The organism is Sporolactobacillus sp. KGMB 08714 (assembly GCF_036598985.1).
Lineage (GTDB): Bacteria > Bacillota > Bacilli > Bacillales > Sporolactobacillaceae > Sporolactobacillus.
Map to the genome: position 1 here is coordinate 72,591 of NZ_JAUUBW010000013.1, position 14,908 is coordinate 87,498.

Sequence of the window (14,908 nt, forward strand, 5' to 3'; positions counted from 1 at the left end):
GAAAATGTCCTCCTTCTAAGAAAGCGACCCTGATCGGGCCGCCTTCTTAATCTTTCTATTTAACTCTCAGGGAAAATGGAAGCATCTTCCTTATTATAAAACTTCTACATAGCCTTCCGTTCCATTGACCCGGATTCTCTGTCCGTCATTGATCAATTTGGTCGCATTTTCTACCCCGACAACCGCCGGTAAGCCGTACTCACGTGCAATGACTGCTCCATGGGTCATCAGCCCGCCGACTTCGGTGACCAGACCCTTTATGGATACAAACAGCGGCGTCCAGCTCGGGTCGGTAAAAGACGTGACCAATATATCGCCATCCTCCGGATCGGCATCTTCCATATTTAAGATGACACGTGCCCGTCCCTCGATCACTCCGGCAGAAACAGGCAGACCCGCAATCGCATCGGTTGGGAGATATTCCCGTTTGTACGCACCGGCAATGACCTCACCGTCGGATGTGATCACACGTGGCGGCGTCAGTTTTTCATATAATGTGTACTCGTCTTTTCGTTGGCCGATGATTTGATCATCCAGTTGATTTGTGCGGACGACTTCGCGAAGTTCTGAAAAAGTGAGATAGTAAATATCTTCCTTTTCACGAATAACGCCTGCTTGTACAAGCTGTTCGGCTTCTTTCAGCAAGGCCTGCTTGTAAATGAAGTAGCGGTGGACCATGCCGTATTTTGGATATTCGCGATAACCGATGAAATTCCGGATCAGATCGATCATTCGTTTTGTTTCCTTGGCTTTTCGCTCACCATCCGGCAATTGCTTCAATCGATCGAGTAACGCTTGTTCTTTTTGCAAAGCAGCGCGCCGCCCTTGCTCAAACTTCCGACGGCCGGCCTTCGGTTCAAAATTTTTGATATCACTGAGAATCATCGGAACCAGTGCGGCAGGTTTTTCGCTCCAGCGAGGTTTCGTCATATCGATTTCCCCGCTGCATCGCATCCCGTATTTGTTGAGATAAGCATGGATGGCATCCCGGGTTTCCCGTCCGCCGTCAAACTTATCCAGTTCATCCAAAAAGTTATCACCTTTTACATGGCGTAAATAATCAATGACTTCCGGATAAGGACGAATCACATCGGCGACATCTAACAGCGCCAGACCCATTTCCGAGGTAATATTATTCGGCACAGACTGGGAAAGCGTGTCTGCCGCATTTTTTTCGCCCAGCCACTTATTCATTTTTTCATTGATCCATAATGAAGCATCCATAGCAGCCATAAACACACGCGAACTCTGCGGGTCAAATAAAATCCTTCTTAACTCCTGAATATCTTCCAGAATAAAATCAAATAAATCCGGGCCCGATTTCGTCCGGATGTTTTGTTTTAACTCTGCGATTGATGTTTGACTGCGCTTAACCAGATCAGAAACGATAGCCGGATTGTTTTCAATCTGTGCTCGAAAATCCGAAGACGGCATGCCTTTATTGTTTTTATCCGAATTCAATTCTTTTCTATCATCCGGCAATATTTTTATAAAATCTCCCCGCTCTATCAGGACCGTGAGTGCGTCTTTCATAAGCGGATCGTGTTGTCCCATGGTATTTAATAAAATCTCTCTGCTGTCCGGCGAAGCAAGCATATGTGTCACATCAACAAACAACCTGCCGCCGGCTTTATGCATGGGTGCACGGGTCGTCAACAGGAAAAAAGACAATCCCAATGGTTTCATGGCGTCGGTCATCATTTGTTGGTGACCCACAGATACATAAACGTGATTCTCCTGATCATGCGCTTCAGGTGTGGGGTACAAAGTAGTAATTGGCCGGCTCTGGACAATATAAAATGTATCATCAGCCAAACACCATTCGATGTCCTGGGGGCGGCCGAAATGCGCCTCGATCCTTCTGCCCAGGCGCTCAAGCCGCAAAATCCGTTCATCTGTCAGCACTTGCCTGTTCTGCCGCCCGGGTTCAACCTCCTGTGCTTTTGTGCCGCCGTCCTTTCGAGCATAAACAGCCAGCTTCTTGGCGGCTGTCTTCTTAGCGATCACCTGGCCGTTGCGCACTTTATAGAGATCGGCATTCACGAGACCGGAGACCAGGGCCTCACCCAGTCCGAAACCGGCATCAATGGACAAGACCTTTCTGTTGGACGTGACGGGGTCGGCTGTAAACAAAATTCCTGCCGCCTGCGGGAAAACCATCTTCTGAACAACCACAGACAAGCAGACTTTACGAGAGTCGAAGCCGTTTTGCAGACGGTAAGTGACTGCCCTTTCGGTAAACAGGGAGGCCCAGCACTTGCGGATATGCCTGAGAACGGCCGCCCTGCCGATAACGTTCAAATACGTATCCTGCTGACCGGCAAAGGAGGCCGCCGCTAAATCTTCTGCCGTTGCACTGGATCGTACGGCATAGGCTTCTTTTTCACCCAGTCCGGTGAGGAAACGGGTGATCTCTTCCGCCATGTCTTCAGGGATAGCCGCCTCTTCGATAGCTCTGCGTATCTCACCGCTAAGTTCAGCGATTTTATCCCGGTCTGCCGCCTTGAGAAACGATAGCTGTCCGAGTAACCCGTCAAGCGCTGCCGTTTCTCCAATGATTCTTTTAAAGGCTTCCGTAGAAATACAAAAGCCGTCCGGCACGCTTATCCCTTCAATTTTGGCAAGCTCCCCCAGATTCGCGCCTTTCCCCCCGACAACCATCCGTTTCGTTTTGTCAATGTCCTGAAAGCCAAATACATAGGAACCCATATGGCTACCTCCCCGGCAATCCTTTTTTGAATTCCATAACGCCCCCGCAACCATACTTCAGCGGGCTATTGCATTATAGCATTGACAAATAAGAACAAACAGTCTGCCATTTTGATTTTTTACATGTTATAATTAAAATGGAGGGGTGTAGGCATTAAAAATACACTCCGATTGATAGGGTTTCCTTGGATAAGCAAATAATAAGTATTTAACGAGCTGAAACAGTTTGCTGAATAAGCTCACAGAATCAACAAATAAGAAATTTACAACATTAAAGCAAATTCCCAAATAAAAATCCGATTTTCTTAATTTAATGCGGAAAATCGGATTTTTTCGTTACTCCATAGAACAGCCTGATTGTTGAATAGATTGGCCCGCATTTTTTAAACATGCTTTGCACCTTACGGAATAGGTGCGACAAAAGAACTGTTCCCTGCCGCATCCTTTGCAGCACAAAAGAATTGCCCCTAAACGAAAACAGAAAAAAGCAAATCATAAACATCAAGTCAAAATTCTATATACAGCAAGGATTATGCTGGCAGAGAATATGATCGTAAAGATTGTTTTGTTGTGCTTCGCCAACCATCGGGGAAGAAAAATATCAAAGCCGGCCGAAATGTCTTTACTATACTGTTCTCCGATCCGGGTGAGGGGACAGCGCCAGCCATTTATAAGTAAAATTACGCCCTCAATCAGGACCAAGCAAACGGCAATTAAAAAATAGGAATCAATTCTATCGATGATTGCCGCATAGAGAGTATATAGTATGATAAAAACATAAAACAGCCATATTGCCGTGTGTAAAAGCTTTATGAGAATGAGTTTTGATTTTGCCTCCAAATGAAACTCCTCTTTGTACTGTGGTATCGTTATGCCAAAATGGGTACAGGGATCATTCCTCTTTATCGACTCTGTCGAACCATATTAGTATTGCCGCGATTTTGAAAATAGTTTCACACACGGGCCGCACAAGTCTGCAGTCCACCGGAGATATCCCCATCGAACATGATCATTTTATCAAAATATGAGTGAATTGAAAATCTTCGATTGGGTTTATTGCTCCAGCGCGATATGGCTCATTATTCTATTATACTCAACGGATCTTGATGATAAATATTCAACGCTAAGGGCAGGGAGCTTATCATAAGAGTAGAAAACCATGTATCGCTTTTACGAAAAAAATTGAAACAGCTGAAATCCGACGTTTCCATACGTACGAATACGGGGCACGGGGTATGTAATAAAACGGGAAGTAAGAAGGATAGAATGTTTACTGGATTGTGCAGCAAACTCCTTCTCTTTAATATGTTCATTATCTCCATTGTCATCAGCTCCAGCAATAACTCAGGAATCAGATAAGCTGAACTTAACCATGCAAGTTTCTGAAGTTCATATAAATGTAAAAAGGGAACTGCAAATGTTATTGTTAATCCACGTTTATTTGATATTGAGGCAAACGGAAACGGTAAAATATTGAGCATTGATTCCTCAAATAATATGCCTCGCGCAGCCTATGAAAAAGCTGCTGAGACCGCCTGGGGCACTGAGATCGAAGGAATTTGAACTCCTGAGAGAGGCAAAGTATCCAGCATAAGATGCAATGATGGCCGGCGATAGATAAAAAATTTTTATTTTCTTGTAAGTAAACGTGAACATTCAATGTGCACACAGAGTGTTTCCGGCAGAAAAAGTAATTCAGAACGTTTTTCTGTTTTAGGATAAAGTTAAAAGCAAATCATCATTTTTTCAATGCCGGAAATAATTATTGGGATTTCTATCATTTTTCCGCCGCTTTTTGAACACTTAATTCACAAAGCCTCAGTTTTCCCCTTTTTTTTAATTTCTCCACACAAAGCATCAATCTCCCAGACAATGGAACTAAGACAGAGCCTCTCTTTTTATTCTTTTGATCTCCTTTTCAATGTAAGTCGCCAGTGCCTCGCCTGAATCCGTGAATAAATATTGAATTTCCTGTAAAGTAAATGCTAAAGTTTTTATTTGATCAACAAACGACACTCGAATGCTATCCATTATCTTTAATAAATTTATTTGTTCTTTAAAAGGTTTTAAGTCCTGGTCCAAAGAATTGATCAATAGAAAACGATTGCTCACAATCATGACGTCCGCAAAATAATATTGAATATTGTGCCTTTCTTTTACCTCAACAATTCCAAACATACACTCTCTTCCTGACCTTCAAAGTAATTTTAAAACAAATGACAAGCATGGTGTTCATAATCTCTAAAAAACAATATTTCCTTAAAATTTACTTGATCTATACTATCCGATTTTGATGCGAACTTGGCTGAAAACACTCATTTATTTACTTAGAAAGAAATCATTCACGACAACAGCCATGAGTTTTTAAAGCTTTCTGTAAGAAAAATTTTCGGCTGACGGTAATGGATAGTCTTCGCAAATGTCCGCTGCAGGACATTAATTACTTCTTTTTCGGCCAAGCTTGAATTTCAGGCCGCGCTTGAGGACTTGGAAGAACGTCAGCGATTTAACCATCCGTTCCGGATTAACATATTTACGGATTGCACGCAAAACTTTTTTCGGATGTTTAGAAGAAAAAGAGTAGGTTCCATTTTTCTTCGTTCGTATTGCATAGCGGGGAATCCACTTGCCCCTGAACATAACTGAAGCAACGACATAATCGAGTTCATCCCAGGGGATCTGGATGTATTTTCGAGTATCCCGGTCATTATAAAACTCAAATCCTTTATCGCCAATCATGATTTTACCATAATCAGTCAGTCCCATAAAAGAGGTCGCATCGGTTACAAAATCGACTTTGGTATTAATGGATTGAACCATTTTCTTTGCTCCATTCCTTTTAGTCATATTTATTTATCATACTTTTTTTCCTATAATTAAGCAATATCGCCCGGGTATTCCCGAGCGATCAAGTAGATTAGAATAAATCAATTAGCTGTGACATGTATACTAAATTACACACAATTACATTAAGTTGATTAAGTGGAAGACGATACCGACCACGAACAACCCAAGAATCATAATGATTGGAGAAACTTTTTTCTTAAGCAGCCACATGCAGAGAAATGTTAATGCCAGTCCAGCTAAGCCGGGAATTAAGCTATCCAAGTTGTTCTGCAAAGTCGTTATTTTCGTCGCGTCCAGCGAAAGACCGGAGGCTTGCTGTTCCAGCGCAGTTTTAATTCCCTGCGCTCCGGCAGGTAAACTGTTCCAATCAATATAGGCACCCTTAGAAAGCTTCACTTGAGAGACAACCGGCGTGAATTTTACAGCTACCCAGCGGTTGACCAATGCACCAAGGATGAACATACCAAGGATTGATGCACCTTTAGTAATATCCTGAAGCAATCCTCCGGATAAATCTTCAGTAATTCTCGTACCGGCTTTGTAGCCGAATTCCTGTGTATACCACATGAAGGCCATACGAATGATATTCCATCCCAAGAAGAAAATAATCGGTCCGAGTATGTTGCCGGTCATCGCCAGAGAAGCCCCCAGCGCACCCAGGATAGGTCTGACCGTGAACCAGAAGACCGGATCGCCGATACCTGCAAAAGGCCCCATCATACCGACCTTAACCCCTTGAATGGTTACGTCGTCAACCGGCGCACCATTGGCGCGGTCTTCTTCAAGCGCTAAAGTAACACCAAGGACAGGCGACGCCAGATAAGGGTGCGTATTAAAGAATTCCAGGTGACGTTTCAGCGCGGCCGAACGATCTTCTTTAGATTTATACAATTTTTTGATTGCGGGAATCAGTGAGTATACCCAGCCACCGTTTTGCATCCGTTCATAGTTCCAGGAACCCTGAATGAATGTTGAACGCCAACAAACAGACAGACGATCTTTCTTTGATAGTTTCAGTTTTTCTGCCATTTTGTCCCCCTCCTTCTCAGTAATTATCAATAATATCGCCTAGCGGATCACCAGTGTTTGAGTTTCCGCCATTACCTGAACCGCCGCCCCGTTTGGAAAGCGCTAAATAGATAAGGGCAAGGCCAACACCGATAGCACCAAGGCCGATAAGTGTGATTTGTGAAATCGTCGCTAATACAAAACCAATCGCGAAGAATGGCCATACTTCTCTTGTCGCCATCATGTTAATAACCATTGCATAACCAACAGCTACGACCATGCCGCCGCCGATGGCCAATCCGGCTGTCAGCCATGTCGGCATAGACGCCAGTAAAGCCTTAACAGGGCCGGCACCAACGGCTAAAATTAATGCAGCCGGGATGGCAATACGTACCCCTTGCATGCAGATAGCGATGATGTGCCATAATTCAACTTTCCTGAAGTTTCCTTCATTAGCCGCAGCATCCATAAAGTGTACAAATGCGGTCGCAATCGTACGGGCGATGATGGTTAATAATAAACCGGCAACGGCAAGCGGAATGGCAATCGCAATCGCAGAAGATACACCGGCACTGCCTTGCCCGCTGAGAACTAAAATAATTGCAGATGCAACTGAAGCCAATGCGGCATCAGGCGCTACAGCGGCACCGATATTTGCCCAGCCCAGCGCAATCATTTGAAGCGTACCGCCTAAGATAAGGCAGGGGACCAGGTTTCCTGTAACTAAGCCGATTAACGTACAGGCGACGATCGGCTGGTGGAATTGAAATTCATCCAGGATTCCTTCCATACCGGCAAGAAATGCTATGATAGCGACTAATATTATTTGAATAACATTCAAATCCATAATTGGTAATCCTCCTTTTCTCCTGATACTTAAGAGTGTCTTATTTTATTTAACTCATCCTGGGCTCTCTTGATGATTTCATCCATGTCGGCTTTCGAATCGGCTGGAACCTTACGTACATCAAAGTCCACACCGGCTTCTTTTAACTTAGCAAACGTATCAATATCATTCTGGTCAAAGGCCAGTACCTTGTTCGGCTGAACTTTACCAACTGAGTGCGCCATAGAACCAACGTTGATTGTCTTCAATGGAACGCCGCCTTCAACCGCCTGAAGTGCATCCTGCGGATTTTCAAAAAGGAGCAGCGCGCGCTGGCCGCCGAAGTGCTGATCATCTTTCGCAAGTCTGATCATTTGCTCAACGGGAACAACATGTACTTTAACGCCTGGCGGAGCGGCCTGCTGGAGCAATTTTTTACGAAGGTCATCCTTGGCCACTGCATCAGATACAACGATGATACGTGTAGGCTGTGTCGTTTTGGTCCAGGCGGTCGCTACTTGTCCATGAAGTAAACGAGAGTCGATACGTGCTAACACGTATTTAAATTTACCGGGAGCGCCTTTCTTTGATTGTTGAGCAGCGGCTGCAGCGGTTGCCTTGGCCGGCTCCAATTCTTCAGGTCTTATTTTGACCCCATCTTTAGCTGTGCCAAGAATATGCGCAGCAATTTCACGCGCTGTGTTCATTGATGAACGTGAAGCATATGCTTCGATCAACATCGGTAAGTTCATGCCAGCAACGATTGCCCATTTGTCTTTGTGCTCTTCAAACAAGCTGTTGGCTTGGTTGAAAGGTGTACCGCCCCAAAGATCGACTAAAAACAGGACTTCTTCCTGATCGTCGAAAGAGGCAATGGCTTCTTTCATCTTTGCCTTAACGTCATTAGGACCCTCGTTTGGCATTAAAGTAACAGCTTTGACATTCTCCTGCTCTCCAAAAATCATTGAGCCGGATTGGAAAATGCCTTCAGCAAAACCGCCGTGGCTTGCTAGGATAATACCAACCATTGTTTAATACCTCCTATATAAATATTTTTGCTTTAGTACATGAACTAAAGCCTCCAGTTCTGTTATCACTTTAAAAAATTGAAACAACATACCGGACCGATTTGCCGCGCCGAAACGCTTCTCACCACCTTTCATGGTCAGGGAAGAACGCAGCAAAGCATGCAGAAAATTTAAAAATTGTTTGATTTACACCAAGCCTTTTTCGGAAAGCGATTTCCAAAGATTTTTAGAACTATCATTGGAAACCTTGCGGACATCAAGCCTGATACCGCGGTCATGAAACCACTTGAAAGCTTCCACATCGGCTGCATTAACAGCTATCGTATCGGTAACCATTACCCGTGTATTGTCAAAACTAATGGCACCAATATTGATAGAATCAATCTTTATGCCGCCTTCGACAACAGATTTTGCATCAACCGGATCCTCAACCAGAATCATAGGTTTCAAAACGTCAAAACGCGGATCATGATAGAGTCTTATCATTTTCTCCACCGTGATGACATTTGCCCTGATTCCAAGAGGTGCGGCTTGCACAATCAATGTCTTGCGGATCAGATCGCGCGCCACACGATCCGACACAACCAAGATCCGATTCACATGGAGAGTTTTAGCCCAGTTAGTCGTAACCTGTCCATGCAGCAGGCGGCTGTCAATACGTAATAAACGAACATCCATCGTCATAACCATTCACCATCATTTCCAGTGCTGCCAAAACAGCCACTATCACCCTCCACCTTCGCCAAGTAAGTCATCTAAGTACATCACCCTGAGTACGCCATAACGCTTTCATGATTCGGGTTTCAAACTACGAAGGGCACAAACGTCTCAGAGAACAACCACACTTTACTCCAAGCAAATTACGTGCCATTTTTGTGTGTCATATAAAAGAGCTGGTACAACCGGTTTTCTCCGCTGATAAAAAAACAATTGACACACTTTCATAGTGTGTCAATTGTTTTGTGTGTCGTTTTCTCTTTTTCTGTGTTAAATAATTCGACGATATAATACGTTTCTGTATCTGAAAGATTGATATTAAGTGTTTCATTCAGAAACTCATTCGCCTGTTTAACGATAGGAAATAGTTTTTCCGTTCTGACTCTGGACAGCCTCTGCTCATCGACGCTCATTTCCGAGCGGGTCAGATAACGCTCAAGCGCCCCTGCCATATGCATGATCAAACTAATTCTGAAAGCATTTGACATTCTGGACTGACTGCGCTGCTGAATAAAATCGCAATAATTCCACAATATCCTTACAATTTTTGCGGGGTTAATGAATGTAAAGTACTGTCCCAAATATTTCCGACTCATTTCTTCCGTTAACAACTCCGAATGTTCCAGAGTCTCTGTTTCACGTGCCGTATGATTGTTGTTTATTTCTTCAATCAGACTGACAAAACTCTCGCCGCCGCCCTGCAGCAGATTCTCTAATGAAACAAACGGAGCTGAAACTTTGGGTTTCACAACACCGGTTGTGGCCACGATTTGATAATTTTCCTGAATCTTAGCAATTTGCTCTTTCATATTTACGACTGAAACCGTGATCACGGTGATATCATCGATCAGATTATCGACTAATATCTTATCTAACAGATCCTTAATTCTCCTCGCTGTTCCCTCACCAGTCGAACAAATCGCAATAATAGCCTTCGCTCTCTGATCCGATATTTTCTGAACAGGATTCTTCTTCTTCCGGACTTTGCCGATCGTTCGTGAATAGCCGTCAAATTCACGCAATTCCCGATGCACTGTTTCAAGGTCACTATCGATCAATGCTGTTTTGCGGGCTGCTTCCAGCACCATCGCCGTAGTCACCATATCAATCGTTTTGACAGGGATATTCGTTTTCTCTCTCAGTTTACTGCTGAATGTACTGAGAGATCCCATATCGACCAAGAGTAAAACGCCGTTGCCCCGATCGATATTTTTAACTTGTGACGCAATGCCGTCCAATGCGACTTTAGGACTCATTTCAAGCGGCATATCATATGCGGCAATATTATCGACAGACAGCAGTTGCGAGACAACCTGCACCATGGAGGATGCGGTACTGTTACCGTGGGCTGCCACAACGATTCCAACTTTTCCAGTTTTAGATTCTGATTTTAAAGAGACCAAAAGGATCGCCATGTAATAAACTTCAGACTCAGGAATAGGAAATCGATAATGATCCTCGATCAAGTCTTTCACTCGCTCGGCAATTTTGAGTCCGGTCGGATAATCATGGACCATTGAAATCAAATCAGCCGAAATATTGCGCAACGGTTTCCCTGACTGGACCCGTTTAATAAAAGAGCTGATGTGCAAGCTCATCGCATAAATGAAATTATCCCTGACCGGATAATTCTCTTTTTCCTGAAGCAGCCGCTGGATCTGCTCTGTTAAGTCAATGATTTCCTGATCAACGATCTCATTTAGACTGCTGATTGTTTTTTCCAACTTTCCCTGACGATAAAAAGATTTTAAATGCAGATTGATATCGGTCATAATGAAGTTATTGATCGCTGCCTGATCCAGCCCTTCGTCTTTCAGCAGCGCAGCTTTATCACCGATGATTTCATACAGATTATAAGGCAGTTCATAACTGTCGATGTCGGGCAGGCCGCGCTTGGCATCGGGCTTGATCACCATCGTCGGTTCAAGCAGACGGCTCAGATTCCCCAGTTCCTGCCGATTATTAGCCAGGTTGGAAAGCCCGTCTTTGATATTAGGCGGCAGCTGGCTGAAAAGCAGGGTAATTTCATCCTTATCATGCATGCTATTTAAGAAACCTTGAGCACACACTAATTGAATATTAGATTTCAACTGCCCGACATTACCGTAGGTTACACTCCCCAGCAATGCCTGAACGACATCCTCACTTAAACGAATATTTTTATGGATACGATTAGCTTCAAGCGTTAATAATTGTTCTAATAATTGCAGCTTTTCACGTGCACTTCTTTGGTTAAAGCCCGGCAGTTGAATGATGATCGGGATACGGCGGACAAAAGTCTGCAGCAATGAACTTTCCGGATCTTCAGTCGTTGCGTAAACAAGTCTGACGTCCGCATGATGAACTTTGGCAGTTTCGCCTAAACGGCTGTACGTTCCATGATCCATAAAATAAAAAATCATTTCCTGCCCTTCAGGAGGCAGGCGATGTACTTCATCAAGAAAAAGTATTCCGCCGTCGGCTTCCTGAATCAGGCCGCCTTTATCCTCGTTGGCGCCGGTAAAAGCCCCCTTGACATAGCCAAACAGATGCGACATCAATAACTGCGGATTGTGTGCATAATCCGCACAATTGAATATAGTAAATCCCTTTTTGGAAATGATCTCCCTATCCAGAGCAAAATGATACATTTTATTAGCGAAATACGTTTTACCGGATCCTGTCGGCCCAATAATCAGCGTATTCAGTCCGTGCGGCGGATAAAGCAAAGCTGCTTTAGCCTGTTCGACTTGATTCTTCAGGCTGCCGCGACTACCGATCATGTTCTTAAAAACATCCACTTCGTCCTTATTTGCAATATATTTCTCATTAATGCTTTGATCAGCGATACGAGCATCCCCTGCAAACCCGACGTTGGGTTTCTGCTGTATCCTGTTTTTACGTTGCCCGGCTGCATTATTCACAAAATAACGAACCGGCCGGCCGTTTGTCTTCTTTATTCTTTCCTCTCTGACAAGCCGATTTAATTCCCTGCTGACATTCGGGCGAAGCACACCGATAGCCTCGGATATTTCGCTAGTTGTAACACTTTGAGCCATACTCAGTGCGCGCTTTTCCAGATATGCTAAAACTCTTTCACGCCGTGTCATTCTATGCCCGCCTTTTTAACTAAATTACATTTTGTTAGTGTATCACAATTTGAAGAAATAAGCGAGTTCATCCTCTTGAATACCAAATTTTACTTGATAGTTTTCAGCCTTCATATCTCAGTAAGAAAAGGGCCGTCCCAATGCCAAACAACGGGGCGGCTCTTTATTTTAATGTCCTTATATCCAACACACTAATACTGAATTCTGATGATAAGACCCGGCCTCTTGAAACAAGCCGATTGTTCCGGTCAGCCATGCCAAACGTGCAAACGCAATGATGAACAAGGGCCTGTTCTCCGGCGAAAGCAGGCTGTCACCATACGACCAATGGGTAATATACCGCCATTTTGAAAAAATGGCAGAGGTCAAAAGGTCTGCACTTGATCGATGATTTGATCCAGAGGCCGGTAATCCTGAAATACCCCTGTATCCGGGAATGCTTCCATGAAAGAATTACCGCCGTCCATTTCAAAACCAAGAGAAAAGCACTCTTCGGCAAAGCCTTTTGAAACATCTTCTTCCGTTACCGTTTCGTGCGACACTTTTCAAGCCAGCGCACGGCAAAACCGTGTATTTCTTGTTTTGCTGCCATCCGGGTGTCTCCTCTCACAGATGAAATCCAGATTTTTCTCTTGAGATTCATTGCGTTGCGCCGACACGTCAGTCAATCGCCGCTCTTTTACAGCCCACAGCTACGGGAATTACTATTACTTTAAGTTCAGAAATTTTATTTGGCATAACAGAATTTTAAACATATCTTTTTTGCGCTGCATTTCAAGAAGCTAAGCGGTTTGTGATATCATTGCAAATATACGCCAGATATAGAGCTTAGATAAGTCGTCTGAATTTATTTTCAAAAATTGATGGTAAGAAAATTACCATTCATTAATTGCATATAACATTGCGAGTCTGACTTGTTTGAGCAATTCAGCGGATAAAGAATCGTACTCTTTATCCATCCCTTTTTTATATGCCATATATGGCGGACTGTCGTTCCAGGAACCCATTGCGCCAAAAACATCGGCAGTACTGGCCGCCTCAAAAAGATGTAGATTTTGTTTTGGGATTCCCGGAAAGGGCCTATTATATTTGATGTCAGTATAATCAGTCGAACCTAACAAAATGTCGAGAGCCTTTTGAAACACTTCGGCAAAACTGTCACAATCAATCCTTTGAGCAAATTCCTTTATTTCGGTTAAAACACTTTTGAAACTGTCGCTATTATTTTCAAAATGCGGTTTTCCCTTAGGAGCCTTATTCCATTCTTGTTCCGTATAAAGAATATTCCATGCCTTTTGGGCGGAATCAAATTCCCAGTTTGCAGTAAAATAAGTCACTTTGCTTCCTCTGTAAAAACATACTATAGAGCTTTGTGTTGTATTTGAAAAACTAAGAAGATTGCGGTCCTGAACGGCAACGGGAGCAAGAAATTTAATATCCCGGAGCCCTTTTTTTAAGCAATATTTATACCATGCCGATGCATCTTCTGCTTTGTATTTCTTCGTACTGAACAGTTTCTTTTCCGGCAGAAACTGAAATTCAACCCTATTTTCATATTTAAGCGGAGTATATGATAGTACGGATTTCTCTTTTAATGCTTTTTTTACTGCTGCAGTAATACAGCAAATCTGATACATTTGACCATTCATTTGTTCTCATCCTTCATGAATTCAGATATCGATAATATCCCCACTGTCATCTCATGTTCATGCCGACATCCGGCTTGTACAGCCAACCCTTTAAAAATCCGAAAAACATCCGAACCATCACTCGCCAACCGACCAAATAAAAATGAAAGAAGTTGATGAACTCTGATCGACCTCTTTCAATTAATCGTCACGCAGGATGAATATTTTTTATGTTTTTCGTCTGAAATACCATTTGCAATAAGCGAACTCTGCAAATGTCAGAATTGCTATTCCAATATCAAAGGCGGAATTTCCCGCACCGATTGCGTTCCAGCGATTCATAAAGGTAAACGTTATGAACATCAAAACCAGATCCGATATCGCTGAAACAAGGGCAAGCCATACCGCAATCCTTTGACGCAGCAACAGGAATAGCGGAGCAGCAGCACCCGCCGCGAGGTTAGCCGCCCAAAAGAAAAGCGGCAGAATCGGGTAGTTCGCGAAATAGGCAACTGCTGGCGGTTCAAATTTTTCAAGTATATATTCTTCCGCACTGCCGCTGTGAATCATAATAAAATCATAAATGCCCATCCCATATAGAAACAGAAAAAACGCGGCAACCAGCCAAAAATGCCACGGCCTCACTTTCATAGGCTTTTTCATTTGGCGGCCTCCTCCTATGTATTGACATTTACTTATAAAATTCTATAGCTTTTAATTAGTATAAATGCAATCTATACCTCATGCAATAAACTGTCTGCTATTCATTATGGGGTGGCATCTATGGAAGCGGCCCAAAAAGCGGACCAAAATTCGTACTTTTTTGTTCGTTCTTGCTCAAAATTACTAGACATAAATAGAGTGGCAGAACTGCTTTATTTGCCCTTTAAACCACTATTTGTCATCATTACTATCGTTTCCACGTGCATAGTAAAGTAACAGGTAAGCTGTCGATTAGAGAGCACTCAGCATTAGTGCCGACGCACGGTTTAGGAAACCCACATAGCTTATTTCAATCCGTATTTTACGTATCACATTGTTTTTTTAGGCCTATTA

The 14,908-nt window shown here is 43.3% G+C and carries 11 protein-coding genes; all 11 read right to left on the minus strand.

Going from position 1 to position 14,908, the window contains the following annotated elements:
• Positions 1 to 93: 93 nt before the first annotated feature.
• The 11 genes from ppsA to Q6A92_RS08035 all read right to left on the minus strand — a co-directional run bounded on the left by ppsA (position 94) and on the right by Q6A92_RS08035 (position 14,515).
• Positions 94 to 2,709, minus strand: coding sequence for a phosphoenolpyruvate synthase (gene ppsA / locus Q6A92_RS07985; RefSeq protein ID WP_332237630.1), 2,616 nt, complete (start codon positions 2,707 to 2,709; stop codon positions 94 to 96).
• A 1,878-nt stretch (positions 2,710 to 4,587) separates the two neighbouring features.
• The gene (locus Q6A92_RS07990; protein ID WP_274401056.1) at positions 4,588 to 4,887 is read right to left on the minus strand and encodes a hypothetical protein; all 300 of its coding nucleotides are present in this window, start codon (positions 4,885 to 4,887) and stop codon (positions 4,588 to 4,590) included.
• 258 nt (positions 4,888 to 5,145) lie between these two features.
• Positions 5,146 to 5,529 carry a DUF956 family protein gene (locus Q6A92_RS07995; RefSeq protein WP_274401055.1) on the minus strand — a complete coding sequence of 128 codons (384 nt, stop codon included), beginning with the start codon at positions 5,527 to 5,529 and terminating at the stop codon, positions 5,146 to 5,148.
• 144 nt (positions 5,530 to 5,673) lie between these two features.
• Positions 5,674 to 6,585 (minus strand): PTS system mannose/fructose/sorbose family transporter subunit IID, encoded by a 912-nt coding sequence (locus Q6A92_RS08000; protein ID WP_274401054.1) that lies wholly within the window; start codon positions 6,583 to 6,585, stop codon positions 5,674 to 5,676.
• A 16-nt stretch (positions 6,586 to 6,601) separates the two neighbouring features.
• A complete protein-coding gene (locus Q6A92_RS08005) occupies positions 6,602 to 7,405 on the minus strand; it encodes a PTS mannose/fructose/sorbose transporter subunit IIC (RefSeq protein ID WP_274401157.1) in 804 nt (267 codons plus the stop codon).
• A 35-nt stretch (positions 7,406 to 7,440) separates the two neighbouring features.
• Positions 7,441 to 8,418, minus strand: a complete 978-nt coding sequence (locus Q6A92_RS08010; RefSeq protein WP_332237632.1) for a mannose/fructose/sorbose PTS transporter subunit IIA — start codon at positions 8,416 to 8,418, stop codon at positions 7,441 to 7,443.
• 186 nt (positions 8,419 to 8,604) lie between these two features.
• Positions 8,605 to 9,102, minus strand: coding sequence for a PTS system mannose/fructose/N-acetylgalactosamine-transporter subunit IIB (locus tag Q6A92_RS08015; protein ID WP_274401052.1), 498 nt, complete (start codon positions 9,100 to 9,102; stop codon positions 8,605 to 8,607).
• 257 nt (positions 9,103 to 9,359) lie between these two features.
• Positions 9,360 to 12,224: a sigma-54-dependent transcriptional regulator gene (locus tag Q6A92_RS08020; protein ID WP_332237633.1), complete on the minus strand. Its 2,865-nt coding sequence runs from the start codon at positions 12,222 to 12,224 to the stop codon at positions 9,360 to 9,362.
• Between the two features lie 365 nt (positions 12,225 to 12,589).
• The gene (locus Q6A92_RS08025) at positions 12,590 to 12,766 is read right to left on the minus strand and encodes a hypothetical protein (RefSeq protein ID WP_332237634.1); all 177 of its coding nucleotides are present in this window, start codon (positions 12,764 to 12,766) and stop codon (positions 12,590 to 12,592) included.
• Positions 12,767 to 13,099: 333 nt separating this feature from the next.
• Positions 13,100 to 13,873, minus strand: coding sequence for a hypothetical protein (locus tag Q6A92_RS08030; protein ID WP_332237636.1), 774 nt, complete (start codon positions 13,871 to 13,873; stop codon positions 13,100 to 13,102).
• Positions 13,874 to 14,080: 207 nt separating this feature from the next.
• Entirely contained in the window at positions 14,081 to 14,515 is a 435-nt protein-coding gene (locus Q6A92_RS08035) for a hypothetical protein (protein WP_332237637.1), read from the minus strand.
• Positions 14,516 to 14,908: the final 393 nt, after the last annotated feature.